Source organism: Stenotrophomonas sp. Br8, from assembly GCF_014763005.1.
Lineage (GTDB): Bacteria > Pseudomonadota > Gammaproteobacteria > Xanthomonadales > Xanthomonadaceae > Stenotrophomonas > Stenotrophomonas lactitubi.
This window is the reverse complement of sequence record NZ_JACGTN010000001.1, coordinates 177,249-193,689: the sequence shown is the minus strand read 5'-3', so window position 1 is coordinate 193,689 and position 16,441 is coordinate 177,249. Positions and strand designations below refer to the sequence as shown.

The 16,441-nt window shown below is 66.8% G+C and carries 17 protein-coding genes; 3 read left to right on the top strand and 14 right to left on the bottom strand.

What is annotated here, in order from left to right:
• Positions 1–170: 170 nt before the first annotated feature.
• Positions 171–830, top strand: coding sequence for an efflux transporter SmeDEF transcriptional repressor SmeT (gene smeT / locus H3005_RS00925; protein WP_100553592.1), 660 nt, complete (start codon positions 171–173; stop codon positions 828–830).
• A 110-nt stretch (positions 831–940) separates the two neighbouring features.
• Here the strand turns inward: smeT and hslU are convergent, their stop codons facing one another.
• The 9 genes from hslU to H3005_RS00880 form a co-directional block, all read right to left on the bottom strand.
• Positions 941–2,320, bottom strand: a complete 1,380-nt coding sequence (gene hslU / locus H3005_RS00920; protein WP_100553593.1) for an ATP-dependent protease ATPase subunit HslU — start codon at positions 2,318–2,320, stop codon at positions 941–943.
• Positions 2,321–2,396: 76 nt separating this feature from the next.
• The gene (gene hslV / locus H3005_RS00915) at positions 2,397–2,948 is read right to left on the bottom strand and encodes an ATP-dependent protease subunit HslV (protein ID WP_025877284.1); all 552 of its coding nucleotides are present in this window, start codon (positions 2,946–2,948) and stop codon (positions 2,397–2,399) included.
• Positions 2,949–3,022: 74 nt separating this feature from the next.
• Positions 3,023–3,223 (bottom strand): DUF3079 domain-containing protein, encoded by a 201-nt coding sequence (locus H3005_RS00910; RefSeq protein WP_032976581.1) that lies wholly within the window; start codon positions 3,221–3,223, stop codon positions 3,023–3,025.
• Positions 3,224–3,399: 176 nt separating this feature from the next.
• Positions 3,400–4,293 (bottom strand): tyrosine recombinase XerC, encoded by an 894-nt coding sequence (gene xerC / locus H3005_RS00905; protein ID WP_089236976.1) that lies wholly within the window; start codon positions 4,291–4,293, stop codon positions 3,400–3,402.
• A gap of 16 nt (positions 4,294–4,309) precedes the next feature.
• Positions 4,310–4,984 carry a DUF484 family protein gene (locus H3005_RS00900; RefSeq protein ID WP_100462415.1) on the bottom strand — a complete coding sequence of 225 codons (675 nt, stop codon included), beginning with the start codon at positions 4,982–4,984 and terminating at the stop codon, positions 4,310–4,312.
• Complete coding sequence (dapF, locus tag H3005_RS00895; protein WP_191077414.1) at positions 4,981–5,832, bottom strand: diaminopimelate epimerase; 852 nt, start codon at positions 5,830–5,832, stop codon at positions 4,981–4,983. Before dapF ends, H3005_RS00900 begins: the two co-directional genes overlap by 4 nt.
• Positions 5,825–6,064 (bottom strand): lipoprotein, encoded by a 240-nt coding sequence (locus H3005_RS00890; protein ID WP_191077413.1) that lies wholly within the window; start codon positions 6,062–6,064, stop codon positions 5,825–5,827. The genes dapF and H3005_RS00890 overlap by 8 nt, the downstream gene beginning before the upstream one ends.
• Positions 6,065–6,193: 129 nt before the next feature.
• Positions 6,194–6,616, bottom strand: coding sequence for a YbaN family protein (locus H3005_RS00885; protein ID WP_180165578.1), 423 nt, complete (start codon positions 6,614–6,616; stop codon positions 6,194–6,196).
• A 56-nt stretch (positions 6,617–6,672) separates the two neighbouring features.
• The gene (locus tag H3005_RS00880) at positions 6,673–8,805 is read right to left on the bottom strand and encodes a S9 family peptidase (RefSeq protein WP_191077412.1); all 2,133 of its coding nucleotides are present in this window, start codon (positions 8,803–8,805) and stop codon (positions 6,673–6,675) included.
• A 201-nt stretch (positions 8,806–9,006) separates the two neighbouring features.
• Between H3005_RS00880 and H3005_RS00875 the strand changes: the two genes are divergently transcribed.
• Positions 9,007–10,191 (top strand): pyridoxal phosphate-dependent aminotransferase, encoded by a 1,185-nt coding sequence (locus H3005_RS00875; protein WP_100553599.1) that lies wholly within the window; start codon positions 9,007–9,009, stop codon positions 10,189–10,191.
• Positions 10,192–10,311: 120 nt separating this feature from the next.
• Here the strand turns inward: H3005_RS00875 and H3005_RS00870 are convergent, their stop codons facing one another.
• Both H3005_RS00870 and H3005_RS00865 read right to left on the bottom strand, forming a co-directional pair.
• On the bottom strand, positions 10,312–12,408 hold the full coding sequence (locus H3005_RS00870; protein ID WP_100553600.1) for a prolyl oligopeptidase family serine peptidase: 2,097 nt from the start codon (positions 12,406–12,408) through the stop codon (positions 10,312–10,314).
• A gap of 69 nt (positions 12,409–12,477) precedes the next feature.
• Positions 12,478–12,795, bottom strand: a complete 318-nt coding sequence (locus H3005_RS00865) for a hypothetical protein (protein ID WP_100553601.1) — start codon at positions 12,793–12,795, stop codon at positions 12,478–12,480.
• A 126-nt stretch (positions 12,796–12,921) separates the two neighbouring features.
• On the opposite strand from H3005_RS00865, the gene H3005_RS00860 reads away from it, so the two are divergent.
• The gene (locus H3005_RS00860; protein WP_100553602.1) at positions 12,922–13,521 is read left to right on the top strand and encodes a lipocalin family protein; all 600 of its coding nucleotides are present in this window, start codon (positions 12,922–12,924) and stop codon (positions 13,519–13,521) included.
• Positions 13,522–13,600: 79 nt separating this feature from the next.
• Here H3005_RS00860 and H3005_RS00855 read toward each other — a convergent pair whose 3' ends face one another.
• From H3005_RS00855 to H3005_RS00845, 3 genes are all read right to left on the bottom strand, one after another.
• Complete coding sequence (locus tag H3005_RS00855) at positions 13,601–14,290, bottom strand: methionine ABC transporter permease (RefSeq protein WP_100553603.1); 690 nt, start codon at positions 14,288–14,290, stop codon at positions 13,601–13,603.
• Positions 14,287–15,294 (bottom strand): methionine ABC transporter ATP-binding protein, encoded by a 1,008-nt coding sequence (locus H3005_RS00850; RefSeq protein WP_089236990.1) that lies wholly within the window; start codon positions 15,292–15,294, stop codon positions 14,287–14,289. The genes H3005_RS00855 and H3005_RS00850 overlap by 4 nt, the downstream gene beginning before the upstream one ends.
• Positions 15,295–15,510: 216 nt before the next feature.
• Positions 15,511–16,407, bottom strand: coding sequence for a DMT family transporter (locus H3005_RS00845; protein WP_191077411.1), 897 nt, complete (start codon positions 16,405–16,407; stop codon positions 15,511–15,513).
• Positions 16,408–16,441 lie beyond the last annotated feature (34 nt).

Here is a 16,441-nt window from a genome sequence, read left to right as displayed (position 1 = left end):
CCCTTGCAGGAGTGAAGACCGCGCGAACAGCGCCCACCCGGGTGGAGTGGGAGCCAGGACAGGCCTGCCACGCACACGACGGGAATGATGGGAAGGAAATATACATACATGCGTGTTTGTTTGTAAAGCGGTACAATTCAGCCACGTTTCACCTGCACCCGTACCCGCTCATGGCCCGCAAGACCAAAGAGGACACCCAGGCAACCCGCGAAGGCATCCTGGATGCCGCCGAAGCCTGTTTTCACGAACACGGCGTGGCCCGCACCACGTTGGAGATGATCGGTGCCCGCGCCGGTTACACCCGCGGCGCCGTGTACTGGCACTTCAAGAACAAGGGCGAGGTGCTGACCGCGATCGTCGAGCGGGTGCACCTGCCCTTCATGCAGGAGCTGGAGCGCACCTCCACCGACCAGCGCGACACGCCGGTGCATGACCTGCGCGCGGTGATGATCCATTCGTTCATCGAGCTGTCCGAGGACGAGCGCCTGCGCAAGACCATGGAGATCATGCTGCGCAGCGATGCCTCGGCCGACACCAGGGTGCTGACCGAACTGCAGCAGAGCGGTTTCCGCGACGCCCTGGACCGGATGGAACGTGCCCTGCGCCGTGCACAGGACCTGGGCCAGCTGCGCGACGGCGCCGATCCGAAGATAGCCGCGCGCATGCTGCACGCCACGGTGCTCGGCGTGCTGCATGGGGCGATGGTCGAGCCGGACCTGATGGACCTCAAGCGCGATGGCATGCTGGCGCTGGACATGACCCTGGCCGCCTACGTGAAGGAAGGCGTGTTCGTACCGGGTTCGGTGCCGGAGCCGCTGCCGGAGCGGTAGATGCCGACCTTGGTCGGCATGCCATTTGTATGCCGACCAAGGTCGGCGACTACCAGGGCAACGCACCTCAAAGAAAAGGCCGCCTTTCGGCGGCCTTTTCGCATTCCCGGTTACAGGATGTAACGGCTCAGGTCCGGATCCTGCACCAGCTCACCCAGGTGCGCATCGACATAGGCACTGTCGATGACCAGGGTTTCACCATCGCGATCCGGCGCTTCGTAGCTGAGCGAATCCAGCAGTCGCTCCAGCACGGTGTGCAGGCGACGCGCACCGATGTTCTCCTGGCGCTCGTTCACCTGGAACGCGATCTCGGCCAGGCGGTCGATGGCATCGGTGGTGAAGCTGACCTTGACGCCTTCGGTGGCCAACAGCGCTTCGTACTGTTTGGTCAGCGCAGCCTTCGGTTCGGTCAGGATGCGCACGAAATCCGCCTTGCTCAGCGCACCCAGCTCCACGCGGATCGGGAAGCGGCCCTGCAGCTCGGGGATCAGGTCGCTGGGCTTGGCCAGGTGGAACGCGCCCGATGCGATGAACAGGATGTGGTCGGTCTTGATCGTGCCGTACTTGGTGGACACGTTGGAACCTTCCACCAGCGGCAGCAGATCGCGCTGCACGCCTTCGCGCGAGACATCACCGCCAGACGAGCCTGCGTCACCCCGCTTGGCGACCTTGTCGATCTCGTCGATGAACACGATGCCGTGCTGTTCGCAGGCTTCGATCGCGGCGGTGCGGATATCGTCCTCGTTGACCAGCTTGCCGGCTTCTTCTTCCTGCAGCAGCGGGCGCGCGGCCTTGATGGTCAGCGTACGCTTGTGCGCCTTGGCGCCACCGCCGAGGTTGGCGAACATCGACTTCAGCTGCTGGCCCATTTCCTCCATGCCCGGCGGGGTCATGATGTCCATGCTGACGTTGGCGGTCAGGTCGAGCTCGATCTCGCGATCATCCAGCTCACCATTGCGCAGCATCTTGCGGAACTTGATGCGGGTCTCGTTGTCCTGGGCCGACGGTTCGTTGCGCGCCGCCTCCGGGTCGAAGCCGATGCCACCACTGCGGCGCGGCAGCAGCGCATCGAGGATGCGGTCTTCGGCGCGCTCTTCGGCCTGCGTGCGCACGCGCACCTTGGCCTGCTCGCGGTAGAGCTTGACGGCGGTATCGGCCAGGTCGCGGATGATCTGCTCGACGTCCTTGCCGACGTAGCCGACTTCGGTGAAGCGGGTCGCTTCGACCTTGACGAACGGCGCGTTGGCCAGCGTGGCCAGGCGGCGCGCGATCTCGGTCTTGCCGACGCCGGTCGGGCCGATCATCAGGATGTTCTTGGGCATGACCTCGTTGCGCAGCTCGGGCTGCAGCTGCATGCGGCGCCAGCGGTTGCGCAGGGCGATGGCCACCGCGCGCTTGGCGTCATGCTGGCCGACGATGTGCCGGTCCAGTTCCTGCACGATCTCGCGCGGGGTCATGGTGGCGGAGGAAACTTCGATCTTGTGCGGCATGGGTGTGCTCACGGATTCGTTGTCGGTAGCGCCGGGCCATGCCCGGCGGATCGGAAATGCCTGTGACGGTTCCCCGTCACAGCTCCTCGACCACCACGTTGCGGTTGGTGTAGATGCAGATGTCGCCGGCGATGTTGATCGCTTCACTGGCGATGGTGCGTGCGTCCAGTTCGGTGTGCGCCATCAGCGCGCGTGCAGCGGACAGTGCATACGAACCACCGGAACCGATGGCGATGATGCCGTCCTCCGGCTCGATCACATCGCCGGTGCCGCTGATGATCAGCGAGGTTTCCTTGTCGGCCACGGCCAACAGGGCTTCAAGCTTGCCGAGGCGACGCTCGGTGCGCCAATCCTTGGCCAGTTCCACCGCAGCACGCTGCAGCTGGCCGTGTTTTTCCAGCTTGGCTTCGAACAGCTCGAACAGGGTGAAGGCATCGGCGGCGGCACCGGCGAAGCCGGCCAGCACCTGGCCATCGCGGCCGAGGCGGCGGACCTTGCGTGCGTTGCCCTTCATCACCGTGTGGCCGAGGGTGACCTGGCCGTCGCCGGCAATGGCCACGTGCTCGCCGCGACGAACGCAGACGATGGTGGTGGCGTGGAAAACGGTGGGATTCTGACTGGGGTCCATGCGGCCTCCGATAGCTGTTCACGGGACATGGGGACAGCCGCCGAAGCGATCAAGCCCGTGCCGATAGCTGCCGTTCAGCGCTTGGCCTGCGAAGGGCGGTCCGGATTCGGCTCAATGCCCCATGCCACGTACCAGTCTTCGCCCTGGGTTTCGATGGGGTGCTGGGTGCGGCCTGAGCCGTTGCCACAGGCCAGTGCGTCGGCGGCGCAGTAACGGTCGCAGCCCCAGCAGATGCGCTCGGGGTGCTTGGGACGCAGCGGAATGGGCTTTGCCATGGTCGGTATCGCTTCGTGGCCTGCGGCCACGATGCGCCGGTCGCCGCTACGCTGCCCTGATCCAGATCAAGCGGCGGCCGTTCCGGTAGCGCCGGGCGATGCCCGGCGGCTGTGCGGTCCATGTGTCGTGCATGCGACGCAGCCCGCGCTGCGCGCTCGCCGGGCATGGCCCGGCGCTACCCCCCCTTGTCTGGCGGGTCTTTGCGGCGTTTCGCGCGCGGGTGCGCCGCATCGTAGACCTTGGCCAGGTGCTGGAAGTCCAGGTGCGTGTAGATCTGCGTGGTGGCGATGTCGGCATGGCCGAGCAGTTCCTGCACACCGCGCAGGTCGCCGGAGGATTCCAGGATGTGGCTGGCGAAACTGTGCCGCAGCATGTGCGGGTGCACGTGCTTGAACAGGCCTTGGCGCTGCGCCAGCTGGCGGATGCGGATCTGCACCGCGCGCTGGCTGATCGGCCCGTTGCGGCCGGGAAAAACCGGTGTGGCGGCACCACCGCCGCTTTCGCTGCGCCAGGTCAGCAGCGCTTCGCGTGCCGGCTTTCCGAAGGGAACGCGACGTTGCCGGTTGCCCTTGCCCATCACGTTGACCAGGCCACTGGCGAAATCCAGATCGCGCCAGGTCAGCGCGCAGACTTCGCTCAAGCGCAGGCCGGAGGAATAGAACAGTTCCAGCAGCGCGCGGTCACGACGACCCAGCTCGCCTTCCGGTTCCAGTTCAACCAGCTGCACGGCTTCGTCGGCATCGAGTACCTGAGGCAATCGTCTCGGTGCGCGCGGCGCCTTCAGCGTGGCTGCCGGGCTGGCCTCGATACGGCCATGCTTGAGCAGCCAGGCGTAGAAACTGCGGCAGGCCGACAGCCTGCGCTGCAGGCTCTTGGCCGACAGGCCACGGCGGTGTTCGTCGGCAACGAACTGGCGCACGGCGTCGGTATCCAGCGCCTCCACGGCCACGCCGCGGGGTTCGGCCCACACCGACAATGCGTCCAGGTCGCGGCGGTAGGCATCCAGCGTATGCGCCGACATCCGCCGCTCCACCTGCAGGTGCTGCAGGAACGCCTGCACCGCGCTCATCGTCGTCGTTTCCCGCTCAATCCGCGAAGCGCTTGAGCCCGGTCACCAGGGCCTCGCCCATCATCCGCAGGAACAGCGTGCCCATGCCGGGATAGAAGCGGTTCGGATCATGGCTGCCTACCGCGATCAAGCCAACGCCCGGCAACGGCAGCAGCGCGGTAGTCTGCACTTCCTCGCTGCGCGCGCCGTACAGCACCGCGTTCTTGTCGCTCTGCAGGCGGCCACAGATCGGCTCGCCATCCTTCAAGCAGTCGCGGAACGGGCCCAGCTGCGCATCATCGGCAGCCAGCACCTGCAGCCACTCGGCCTGCTCCAGCCCGGCCACCGGCGCATGCACCACCAGCCGCACCAGATCGCCTGCGAAATCTTCCTGCAGCGACGCCGCCATCGCACGCAGCGTATCGGCGGCGTTGTCCTGCTTCATCAGGGCCAGGGTGAGCTGATGCGTGCGCACCGCCAGCCGCTCGTTGACCTGCGCGGTCGCGCCCAGGTCGGCCAACCGTCGCGCCAGCTCGCGGTTCTTCTCGCGCAGCACTTCCAGCTGGTAGCTGGCCAGCGATGCGGTCGGACCGTCATCGCGTGGCACCACCAGGGTCAGCGCCAGGTCCGGGAACTGCTTGAGGAAGCCCGGATGACGCCGCAACCAGGCGGCGACTTCATGGGCACCGAGCTTGTCGACGGTCTCAGTCATGCGATCCACTCCCCTTCGAAGACGAATGCGGTCGGGCCCGCCATCACCACCGGCTGGCCATCGCCCGGCCACTGGATGCGCAGGTCGCCTCCGGGCAGGCTGATGCGCGCATCGCGCTGCAGGCGGCCGCGATGCATCAGGGTCACCGCAGCCGCGCAGGCGCCACTGCCGCAGGCCAGGGTTTCACCCACGCCGCGCTCGAACACGCGCAGGCGCACATGCTCCGGGCCCATTACCTGCGCGAAGCCCACGTTCACCGACTTCGGGAACGAGGCATGCTGCTGCAGCAATCCGCCCACGCGCTCGACCGGTGCGGCGTCGACCAGGCCCACTTCGATCACCGCGTGTGGATTGCCCATCGACACCGCCGCGAAGCGCACGGTCTCACCCTGCAGTGGCAGCAGGTATTCCTCGCGCGGGTGGGCGAAGCCGATCAGCGGCACCTGCGCCGGTTCGAACAGCGGCACGCCCATCGCCACCGCGTACTGGCCATCGCCGAGGACATCCACGGCGTGGCTGGCCAGCGGGCTGTCGATCACGAAGCGATCGCCCTGCGCACTGCCCTCGCGCACCAGCCAGGCCGCGATGCAGCGCGCGCCGTTGCCGCACTGCTCGGAATTGGAACCATCGGCGTTCCAGATGCGGTACGAGGCGACGGAGCCTTCGGCGCGCGGTGGCTCGATGGTCAGGATCTGGTCGCAGCCGACGCCGGTATGGCGGTCGGCCAGGCGCGCGGCCAGTTCCGGGGTGGGCGGCGGGGTGCCGTCGCGCAGGTCGATCACTACGAAATCATTGCCCGCGCCGTGCATCTTGCTGAAGCGCAGGCCGTTGGAACCGGCCTTACTCATTCCCGTAGTCCACCTTCTTGGCCGGGTCCGGGGTTACCGACGGACTGCCGTCACCGGTGCTCTGGGTGGCAGCGGGCGTGGTGTCGGCATCAGCGGCCGGTTCGACGGTTTCTTCCACCGGCACCGGCTTCTGCGGCAGCACCAGCGGGCCCTTGTTGCCGCATGCGGCGAGGAACAGCAGCGAGGCCGCTGCCAGCGGAATCAGGATGACATTGCGATGGGGGATGTTCATGCCCCGAGTATAGCCATTGGCGGCTGAGCGGTTGGTGCAGGGTGCCGCGCCACGCATCCGCCGGGCATGGCCCGGCGCTAGCGCAATCCGGCACCCGTGGTAGCGCCGGGCCATGCCCGGCGGCAGAGATCAATCGGCCGGTGGCAGCGGACGGGTCCACAGCCAGATCGCCACCACGGTCATGCTGCCGATGGAGAACCACTTCACCCAGGCCACCGGCACACACCACAGCATGATGCCGGCACACACCGCCATGGTGATCGTGGCCATCCATTTGCCGTAGCGGCTGACCGCACCATGTGCCTGCCAGTTGGCGATGGCCGGGCCAAAGCGCGGGTGCTGCAGCAGCCAGCCGTGCAGGCGCTCGGAGCCGCGCGAGGCGGCCCAGGCCGAGATCAGGATGAATACGGTGGTCGGCAGCCCCGGCACGAAGATGCCGACGATGCCGGTGCCCAGGCTGGCATAGGCCAGCAGCCACCACGCCCAGCGGAACCGCACCGGCCGGGTGGGCGCAGGCAGATCCTGGGTGGCGGGCGGTTCGGGCAGATTCATCGCGCAAGGATACCCAGCGCAGGTGGCGGCGGCGATATCACCGCCGCCACGATGCGTCATTCGGTCGCAGCGCCGGCAGCCGGCGTTTCGATGCCCAGCTGCTGCAGCACGAACGCATACGACTCGGACAGTTCGCGGTAACGCTGGAAGCGCCCGGACTTGCCGCCGTGGCCGGCTTCCATGTTGGTGCGGAACAGGATCGGGAAGTGGCCGGTGTTGTCATCACGCAGCTTGGCCACCCACTTGGCCGGCTCCCAGTACTGCACCTGCGAATCCCACAGGCCGGTACCCACGAACAGCGACGGATAGGCCTGCTTTTTCACGTTGTCGTAGGGCGAGTAGGACAGCATGTACTCGTAGTACGGCTTCTGCTCGGGGTTGCCCCACTCGTCGTACTCGTTGGTGGTCAGCGGGATGGTCGGGTCGAGCATGGTGGTGACCACGTCCACGAACGGCACCTGCGCCACCAGCACGCGGTAGTCCTGTGGCGCCTGGTTGGCGATGGCGCCCATCAGCAGGCCACCGGCACTGCCACCAGACGCGGCGACACGATCCTTCGCCGCCCAGCCCTGTGCAACCAGGCCACGGGTGACGTCGATGAAGTCGTTGAAGGTGTTCTGCTTGTGCAGCAGCTTGCCGTTTTCGTACCAGTCGCGGCCCATTTCCTGGCCGCCGCGGATGTGGGCGATGGCATACACCACGCCACGGTCGAGCAGGCTCACCGCAGTCTGGTTGAAGTACGGGTCCATCGACATGCCGTAGCTGCCGTAGGCGTACTGGAACAGCGCGCCGGTGCCATCCTTCTTGTAGCCCTTGCGATAGACCAGCGACACCGGCACCTTCACCCCGTCGCGCGCGGTGATCCACACCCGGTCGGTCTCGTACTTCGAGGCGTCATAGCCGATCACCGGCTGCTGCTTCAGCTGGCGACGTTCGCCGTTGGTGGTGTTCAGTTCGTACACCGTGGTCGGCGTGGTCATCGACGTGTAGACGTAGCGCAGCCAAGTGGTGTCAGCCTCGGTGTTGTCGCCCAGGCCCATCGAATAGGCCGGTTCGTCAGCCTTCACGTAGTCGTTGCGACCGTCCTTGAACAGCAGGCGGATGCGCTCCAGGCCTTCGGAACGTTCGGCGATGGCGGTGTAGGTATCGAACAGTTCGAAGCCTTCGATGAACACCGCATCGTCATGGGCGATCCAGTCCTTCCACTGCGCGCGCGAGGTGGCATCGGTCGGTGCGGTGACCAGCTTGAAGTTCTTCGCACCATCGTTGGTGCGGATCACCCAGCGGCCGTCGTAGTGGTCGGCGTCGTACTCCACGTCGCGCTGGCGCGGGGCGAGCACGGTGAACGTGGTCGGGTCGCTGGCCGGCGCGTAGCGCTCTTCGGAGGACACGGTGCTGTGCACGCCGATGGTGATGAAGCGATCGTCGCGGGTGCGGCCGATGCCCATGTAGAAGCTGTCGTCCTTTTCTTCGTAGACGACGGTGTCGGCGCTGGCCGGGGTGCCCAGCACGTGCTTCTTCACCCGCACGGTCAGCAGGGTTTCCGGATCGTTCTCGACATACAGCACGGTGCGGTTGTCGTCGGCCCAGACCAGGTCGCCGGAGGTGCCGGTGATCGTGTCCGGCAGCACCGCGCCGGTGCGCAGGTCCTTGAAGCGGATGACGTACTGGCGGCGGCCCACGTCATCATCGGCCCAGGCCAGCAGCTGGTTGTCCTGGCTGACCTCCATCGAGCCGACGCTGAAATAACCCTTGCCGGCAGCCATCGTGTTGACGTTGAGCAGGACTTCCTCCGGCGCGTCCATGCTGGCCTTGCGGCGCGCATGGATGGGATAGTCCTGGCCGGTTTCGTAGCGGCTGTAGTACCAGTAGCCGCGCTCGCGCGCCGGCACACTGGCATCGTCCTGCTTGATGCGGCCGACGATTTCGCCGTACAGCGCATCCTCCAGCGGCTTCAGCGGTGCCAGCAGCTGGTCGGCATAGGCGTTCTCGGCCTGCAGGTAGGCCAGCATGGCCTTGTCCTCGCGCTTGTCGTCGCGCAGCCAGTAATAGTCATCGTTGCGGGTCGCGCCGAACGGCGCCTTGACCACGTGCGGACGCTTCTCAACATCCGGCGGAACGGGCGGGGTGGCGGCGGTAGCGGTGCTGGTCATCAGGCTCGCAAGCAACAGGCAGAGAGTGGATTTCATGAAATAAGGCTCCTTGATCGGCAATGCAATGGCGTCCTTGCGCCTGAGTCTGGGTTGCAGGGGGGCTGCGGGCAACCCTGCGGATCGTCATGGTGCGCGCCGGTAGTGCCGGCCGCTGGCCGGCAACCGCAGCAGACTGTTCATCCCGAGGTTACCGGCCAGCGGCCGGCACTACCTGGACCGGCGGCGTACCATGTGGCCATGAGTACCCTGCCCCACACGCCGGGCTACAGCCGGCGCAGCCACGAAATCGCTCCCTTCCATGTGATGTCCCTGCTGGCCCGCGCTCAGGCGCTGGAACAGGCCGGTCACGATGTGATCCATCTGGAGATTGGCGAACCGGACTTCACCACTGCCGAGCCGGTCGTGCGTGCCGGCCAGGCGGCGCTGGCCGCCGGCCACACCCGCTACACCGCCGCACGCGGGCTGCCCGCCCTGCGCCAGGCGATCAGCGGCTTCTATCGCAGCCACTACGGCCTGGATATCGACCCCGAACGCATCCTGGTCACGCCGGGCGGCTCCGGCGCGCTGCTGCTGGCCAGCAGCCTGCTGGTCGACCCGGGCCGCCACTGGCTGCTGGCCGATCCCGGCTATCCCTGCAACCGCCACTTCCTGCGACTGGTGGAAGGTGGCGCGCAGCTGGTGCCGGTGGGACCGGAAACGGCCTATCAGCTGACCCCTTCGCTGGTGCAGCAGCACTGGAACGCCGACAGCGTCGGCGCGCTGGTGGCATCACCGGCAAATCCCACCGGCACCGTGCTGTCAGCCGATGAACTGGCGGCACTGTCGGCGTCGCTGCATGCGCGCGGCGGCCACCTGGTGGTCGACGAGATCTATCACGGCCTGACCTATGGCCTGGATGCAGCGAGCGTGCTGCAGGTGGACGACAGCGCGTTCGTGCTGAACAGCTTCAGCAAATACTTCGGCATGACCGGCTGGCGACTGGGTTGGCTGGTGGCGCCGCCGGCGGCAGTACCCGACCTGGAGAAGCTGGCGCAGAACCTGTACATCAGCGCCTCGAGCATCGCCCAGCATGCAGCCCTTGCCTGTTTCAGCGAAGAGGCGATGGCGATCTTCGAACAACGCCGCCAGGCCTTCCAGCAACGCCGCGATTTCCTGCTGCCGGCCCTGCGCGAACTGGGCTTCCGCATCGAAGTGGAGCCGCAGGGTGCGTTCTACCTGTACGCCGACGTCAGCGCGTTCACCGATGACGCGCAGGCGTTCTGTGCGCATTTCCTGGAGACCGAGCACGTGGCATTCACCCCGGGCCTGGATTTCGGTTTCCATCGATCGAACCAGCACGTGCGCCTGGCCTATACCCAGGAAGTGCCGCGGCTGCAGGACGCGGTGGACCGTATCGCGCGCGGGTTGAAACATTTCCGGTAGCGCCGGGCCATGCCCGGCGAGCGCGCAGCGCGGCAAGGGAGCCGCCGGGCATGGCCCGGCGCTACCGTGCAACGAATGCCCAACGAAAAACGCCGCCCGAGGGCGGCGTTTTTCATTTCATCATTTACCGCCCAACCGCTCCCACAGGAAGCTGTAGGCCAGTGCGGACATGTGCGCGGCCTGCGCGTTGTTGGCCGCACCGCCATGACCGCCTTCGATGTTCTCGTAGTAGGTCACGTCCTTGCCGGCATCGATCATCTTCGCGGCCATCTTGCGGGCGTGGCCCGGATGCACGCGGTCATCGCGGGTGGAGGTGGTGAACAGCACCGGCGGGTAGCTCTTCTTCGCGTCGAACAGGTGGTACGGCGAGAAGGTCTTGATGAACTCCCAGTCGCTGGTGTCCGGGTTGCCGTACTCGGCCATCCACGACGCGCCGGCCAGAAGGTGGCTGTAGCGCTTCATGTCCAGCAGCGGAACCTGCACCACCACCGCACCGAACAGCTCCGGGTACTGGGTCAGCATGTTGCCGGTGAGCAGGCCACCGTTGCTGCCGCCCTGCACGCCCAGGTGCTTGGCCGAAGTGATCTTGCGGGTGACCAGGTCCTGGGCAACGGCGGCCATGTCTTCATAGGCCTTGTGACGGTTCTGCTTCAGCGCCGCCTGGTGCCAGCGCGGGCCGTACTCGCCACCACCACGGATGTTGGCGACCACGTACACGCCGCCCTTCTCCAGCCAAGCGCGACCCATGCCACCGGAATACGCCGGGGTCAGCGAGATCTCGAAGCCACCGTAGCCGTACAGCAGGGTCGGGTTGGAGCCATCGAGCTTCATCGCCTTGTCGTGCACCACGAAGTACGGCACGCGGGTGCCGTCCTTGCTGGTGGCGAAGTGCTGTTCGATGACCTTGCCGTCGGCATCGAAGAACGCCGGCATGGTCTTCAGCACTTCCGGCGCCTTGCCGATGTCGGCGATGGCCAGGGTGGTCGGGGTCAGGTAGTCGGTGGCGGTCAGCCACACTGCATCGCTGTCATTGCTGTCGACCGCACTGACGCCGAGGGTGCCGAAGGCCGGCGCACCGACAAAGTCGCTCTTCTGCCAGCCCTTGGCGGTCGGGGTCAGCACCGACAGGCGGTTCTTAACGTCGTCCAGCACGTTCAGCACCAGGTGGTTCCTGGTCCACGAGGCACTGGCCAGCGAGGTGGTCGCGGTCGGGGTGAACAGCACCTCGAAGTCGCGCTTGCCAGCCAGGAAATCATCCAGCTTGGTCACCAGCAGTGCGCCGGAGGCGTAGGTCTTGCCACCCACGGTCCACGGATCGCGCAGTTCCAGGGTCAACCACTGCTTGTGCAGGCCTTTCTCGGCCGAGTTCGGCGCGTCGATCCTGGTCAGCTTGCCATCGTCGCCGCGCAGGTAGATCTCGTTGTTGTAGAAGGCCAGCGTACGGCTGACCAGGTTGCGCTCGAAGCCCGGGGTGTCATCGTGCATCGCCGCGATGTACATGTCTTCCGGCTTGCCTTCATAGACCAGGCTGGCCGTGGACATCGGCGTGCCACGCTTCCACAGCTTGGCCACGCGCGGGTAACCGGAGGTCGTCATCGAGCCGGTACCGAAATCGGTGTAGACGAACACGGTGTCGCGGTCGATCCAGCTCAGGCCGCCCTTCGATTCGGGGCGGAAGAAGCCGTCCTTGATCCAGCTCTTGCTGGCCAGGTCGAACTCGCGGGTGACATCGGCGTCGGCGCCGCCGCGCGACAGCGCGATCAGGCAACGGCTGTAGTCCGGACGCAGGCAGTCGGCGCCGTGCCAGACCCAGTTTTCGTTCTCGGCCTTGTTCAGCGCATCCAGGTCGAGCACGGTCTCCCAGGTCGGCGAGGCCTTGCGGTACTCGGCCAGGGTGGTGCGGCGCCACAGGCCGCGCTCGTGCTGCTTGTCCTTCCAGAAGTTGTAGTAGTAGTCACCGATCTTCTGCACGCCGGGAATCTTGGCGTCCGAGTCGAGCACCTCGCGGATGCTGGTCTCCATCTGCTTGAAGGCCGGGGTCTGCGCCAGGCGCGCCTCGGACTTGGCGTTCTGTTCCTTGACCCAGGACAACGGCTTGTCGCCGGTGACGTCCTCCAGCCAGGCGTAACGGTCGGTGTCTTCAGCGGCCACGGCGGTACCCACCGAGGCAGCGGTCATCATGCCGGCCAGCAGGCAGGCGGAAGCGAATCGTGACATTGCAGCTCCAGGCAGTCATTAGCCGTGGAACGCTAGCATGGATGACCGGGGCCGCCCCCGTGTCGAAGGTCAGGCCGTGGCGGTGTGCGCCTTGCGCGTACGTGGCTGGGAGCGGCGCCGGCCCTGCCCAGTGTCGCGTCGCAACCAGCGCAGCGCTGCCCGCGTGGGCAACGGGCAGCGCAGCAGGGCCCACCAGGCCGCCAACGGCATGCCGACCAGCCACAGCGGCAACCAACCCAGCCAGGCACTGCTGCCGCGCGCGGCCGGCCACACCAGCACCACGGCCAGCCCGGCCAAGGCGAGCTGCGGCACCACCCGCAGCAGTCGGGGATCGCTGCGTTCGCTGACGCGTTCAGCTGGAAGGCGGTGGCGGGGACGTGTGCGCATGCGGATTCTCCGGTGGTCGATGCGGGCCAGCTTGGCTGCGGAGCTTCTCACCGGCTGCGACACCATTGACGGATGGCGTGCACACAGTGACCATGCGCGGGCAAGCCCACTGGAGCCCGCTCCCGCATGACCTCGATCCGCCCGCTCTGCGCTGTGTTGCTGGCCCTGTCCCTGGGCGGTCCGGCAGTGGCTGCCAATTCCCCACCGCCATCCCGCAACAGCGCCGCGGAAGCCTCTGCAGACGGGGCGATCGACCTGCAGCGCTTCATGGGGACCTGGTACGTGATCGGCCGCGTGCCGAACTTCATCGAACGCGGCCACGTCGCCAGCGTCAACCAGTACGAGCTGCGCGAGGACCACAAGGTCGCCATCACCTATCGCTACCGCGATGGCTTCGGCGAGCCCCTGCAGGAAATCCGCGCGCGTGCCAGTGTCGATCCCGACAGTGGCAACCACGGCTGGCGCACCTGGTTCTACCGGGTCGTGCCGACCCATTCGCGGGTGCTGGAAGTGGCGCCGGATTATTCCTGGGCGCTGATCGGCTACCCGGGGCGCGAGATGGCCTGGATCTTCGCCCGCACGCCTGACATGGACAAGGCCCTGTACAAGGACCTGGCCGAACGCCTGCGCGACGAGTACGGGGTGAACACCGACAAGCTCAAGCGCGTGCCGCAGCACGCCGATCAGGTCGGCAAGCTGGGCTACGAAGTGCCGAACGTGCGTTGAGACGCCGCCGCCGGGCATGGCCCGGCGCTGCCGCGCGAACGTTCCGGTAGCGCCGGGCCATGCCCGGCGGAAGCCCCAGTTATCTGCGGCTGTAATGCGCGACCAGGCGGTCGCCCAGCATCTGCAGCAGCTGCACCAGCACCAGCAGCAGGACCACGGTGACCAGCGCCACGTCGGTATGCGAGCGCTGGTAGCCATCGCGGAACGCCAGGTCACCGAGGCCACCGGAACCGATCGCACCGCCCATCGCAGTGAAACCGATCAGGGCCACGGTGGTGACCGTCGCACCGGCAATCAGGCCCGGCCGTGCTTCAGGCAGCAGCACGCGGGTGACCAGCTGCCAGGTGGTGGCACCCATGGCCTGGGTCGCCTCGATCACGCCACGATCCACTTCACGCAGCGCGGTTTCCACCAGGCGCGCATAGAACGGCGCAGCGCCGATGACCAGCGGCACGATCGCGCCACGCACACCCAGCGAGGTACCCATCATGAACAGGGTCACCGGGATCAGCACGATCATCAGGATGATGAAGGGCACCGAGCGCAGCAGGTTCACCACCAGCGCGAGCACGCCGTAGGCGAACGGCCGGCGCTTCAGCTGTGGCGCACCGAACAGGTACAGCAGCACGCCCAGCGGCAGGCCGATGGCCAGGGTCAGTGGCAGCGAACCGGCCAGCATCAGCAGAGTGTCGATGGTGGCCTGGCCGATGTCGGCCCACTTGCCTGCATCCAGGTGGCGGAAGAAGCCGCCGGCAGTGGCGATGATCATCGACGCAGTTCCTCAACGTGCACGCCGGCAGCCACGAACGCGGCCTGCGCGGCGGACTGGTCACCGCCCACCAGGGCGACGATCAGCTGGCCATACGGGGTGTCCTTGATCCGGTCGATACGGCCGGAAAGGATGTTGTAGTCGACCCCGGTCTGCCGCGCGACGCTGCCGAGCAGGGGTTCGTAGGTGTCAGCGCCGAGGAAGGTCAGGCGTACGACACGACCACCGACAGCGTCGAAATCGCGGTGCAATGTGCCCTCGTCCACCTGCTCCGATTCGCTGACGAAACGGCGGGTGGTCGGGTGCTGCGGATGCAGGAACACCTTCGTCACCGGGCCGGTCTCGACCAGCTGGCCGGCATCGAGCACAGCCACGCGGTCGCAGACGCGACGGATCACGTCCATCTCATGGGTGATCAGCACGATGGTCAGGCCCAGTTCGCGGTTGATCTTCGACAGCAGCGCCAGCACCGAGGCGGTGGTCTGCGGATCGAGCGCGCTGGTGGCCTCATCGCACAGCAGGATCTGCGGGCGGGTGGCCAGTGCCCGAGCGATGCCCACACGCTGCTTCTGCCCGCCCGACAGCTGCGCCGGGTACTTGTCCGCATGCGCCTGCAGGCCGACGGTCTGCAGCAGTTCGGCCACGCGCGCATCGATCTCGGCCCTCGGCGTTCCGGCCAGTTCCAGCGGGAAGGCGACGTTGCCGGCCACCGTGCGCGAGGACAGCAGGTTGAAGTGCTGGAAGATCATGCCGATCCGGCGGCGCAGCGCGCGCAGGCCCTCCGGCTCCAGCGCGGTTACGTCTTCACCGGCGATCAGCAGACGACCACCGCTGGGCTCTTCCAGGCGGTTGATCATGCGGATCAGCGTCGATTTGCCCGCTCCGGAATGGCCGATGATGCCGAACACCTCACCAGCCTCGATGGTCAGGTCCAGCGGCTGCAGCGCGCTGACCGCGCGGCCGGCAACGGCATAGGATTTGTGCAGGCGCTGGAACTCGATCACGGGATCAGCTCACCGGGAGGGCGATGGAAGGGGGCGTGCAGCCTACCAGCGCCGGCGCTCGCGCGCCCGCGCCATGGGCCAGAATGTTATTCCTTTTGGTTCTAAGGCGCCCGCACCGGCTCATTGGCCGGGGAATGGGGTCAGAGCCCCTGCGGGGATCTGACCCCGGGTCGGATCCCCGCAGGGGCTCTGACCCCATTCCCCGGCCAAACCGGTTCAGGGATGGTCCAACGGTTTCGGCGGTTCCTGCCGGTTCACCCGCTCGCGGTGCAGCAGATACAGGCCCGAGGCGACGATGATCGCCGCGCCCGCCCAGGTGTAGCCATCCGGCAGCTGCCCCCAGAACGCCAGGTCCCAGCCGATCACCCAGACCAGGCCGCTGTACTCCAGCGGCGCGATCATCGAGGCCTCACCCAGCTGGAAGGCCTTGGTCAGCGCGATCTGGCCCAGCGCTCCGGCCAGGCCCATGCCGGCGATCAACGGCGCATGCGCCATCTGCAGCGGCACCCAGCCGGGAATCGCCAGCAGCCCGGCACCGATGGCCATGATGACCAGGAACCAGACCACCATCGACTGCGAGGTATCGGTGCGGGTCAGCAGGCTGACGGTGATCGCGGCGATGGCATAGGCAGTGGCAGCGGCCAGCACCATCAGGCCCGGCACCGAGATGAAACCACCCACGCCCGGCCGCAGCACCACCAGCACGCCGACCAGGCCGATACCGATGGCGACCCAGCGCCGCGGCCCGACCCGCTCGCCCAGCAGCGGCACCGACAAGGCAGCAATCAGCAGCGGCGCGACGAAATAGATGGTGTACGCGGTGGACAGCGGCAGGTCACGCAGGGCGAACACGAAGCAGCCGATCATCGCCATGCCCAGACCGCCGCGCAGCAGGTGCAGGCCCCAGCGACGCGGGATCAGTGAGCGTGGCCCGGCACTGGCCAGTACCCAGACCAGCACGAAGGGCAGCGACGCCACACCCCGCAGGAAGGTCACCTCCAGCGAGGGATAGCTGCCCGAGAGCTGCTTCATGCCGGCGTCCATCAGCGAGAAACAGGCGACGGCGGCGACCATCCAGGCCACGGCGCGCGAAGGGGAGCGTTGCAGGTTCATGGCTCATTATCACCGACCGCGGGCGTTGCCGCCG

Excerpts from the sequence above, each read along its gene's own strand:
- H3005_RS00870 (WP_100553600.1), bottom strand. The coding sequence starts at position 12,408 with ATGTCACGATTCGCTTCCGCCTGCCTGCTGGCCGGCATGATGACCGCT.
- H3005_RS00875 (WP_100553599.1), top strand. The coding sequence starts at position 9,007 with ATGAGTACCCTGCCCCACACGCCGGGCTACAGCCGGCGCAGCCACGAA.
- smeT (WP_100553592.1), top strand. The coding sequence starts at position 171 with ATGGCCCGCAAGACCAAAGAGGACACCCAGGCAACCCGCGAAGGCATC.
- H3005_RS00885 (WP_180165578.1), bottom strand. The coding sequence starts at position 6,616 with ATGAATCTGCCCGAACCGCCCGCCACCCAGGATCTGCCTGCGCCCACC.
- H3005_RS00860 (WP_100553602.1), top strand. The coding sequence starts at position 12,922 with ATGACCTCGATCCGCCCGCTCTGCGCTGTGTTGCTGGCCCTGTCCCTG.
- H3005_RS00855 (WP_100553603.1), bottom strand. The coding sequence starts at position 14,290 with ATGATCATCGCCACTGCCGGCGGCTTCTTCCGCCACCTGGATGCAGGC.
- H3005_RS00900 (WP_100462415.1), bottom strand. The coding sequence starts at position 4,984 with ATGACTGAGACCGTCGACAAGCTCGGTGCCCATGAAGTCGCCGCCTGG.
- H3005_RS00910 (WP_032976581.1), bottom strand. The coding sequence starts at position 3,223 with ATGGCAAAGCCCATTCCGCTGCGTCCCAAGCACCCCGAGCGCATCTGC.
- H3005_RS00890 (WP_191077413.1), bottom strand. The coding sequence starts at position 6,064 with ATGAACATCCCCCATCGCAATGTCATCCTGATTCCGCTGGCAGCGGCC.
- H3005_RS00865 (WP_100553601.1), bottom strand. The coding sequence starts at position 12,795 with ATGCGCACACGTCCCCGCCACCGCCTTCCAGCTGAACGCGTCAGCGAA.
- H3005_RS00845 (WP_191077411.1), bottom strand. The coding sequence starts at position 16,407 with ATGAACCTGCAACGCTCCCCTTCGCGCGCCGTGGCCTGGATGGTCGCC.
- H3005_RS00880 (WP_191077412.1), bottom strand. The coding sequence starts at position 8,805 with ATGAAATCCACTCTCTGCCTGTTGCTTGCGAGCCTGATGACCAGCACC.
- dapF (WP_191077414.1), bottom strand. The coding sequence starts at position 5,832 with ATGAGTAAGGCCGGTTCCAACGGCCTGCGCTTCAGCAAGATGCACGGC.
- xerC (WP_089236976.1), bottom strand. The coding sequence starts at position 4,293 with ATGAGCGCGGTGCAGGCGTTCCTGCAGCACCTGCAGGTGGAGCGGCGG.
- hslV (WP_025877284.1), bottom strand. The coding sequence starts at position 2,948 with ATGGACCCCAGTCAGAATCCCACCGTTTTCCACGCCACCACCATCGTC.
- hslU (WP_100553593.1), bottom strand. The coding sequence starts at position 2,320 with ATGCCGCACAAGATCGAAGTTTCCTCCGCCACCATGACCCCGCGCGAG.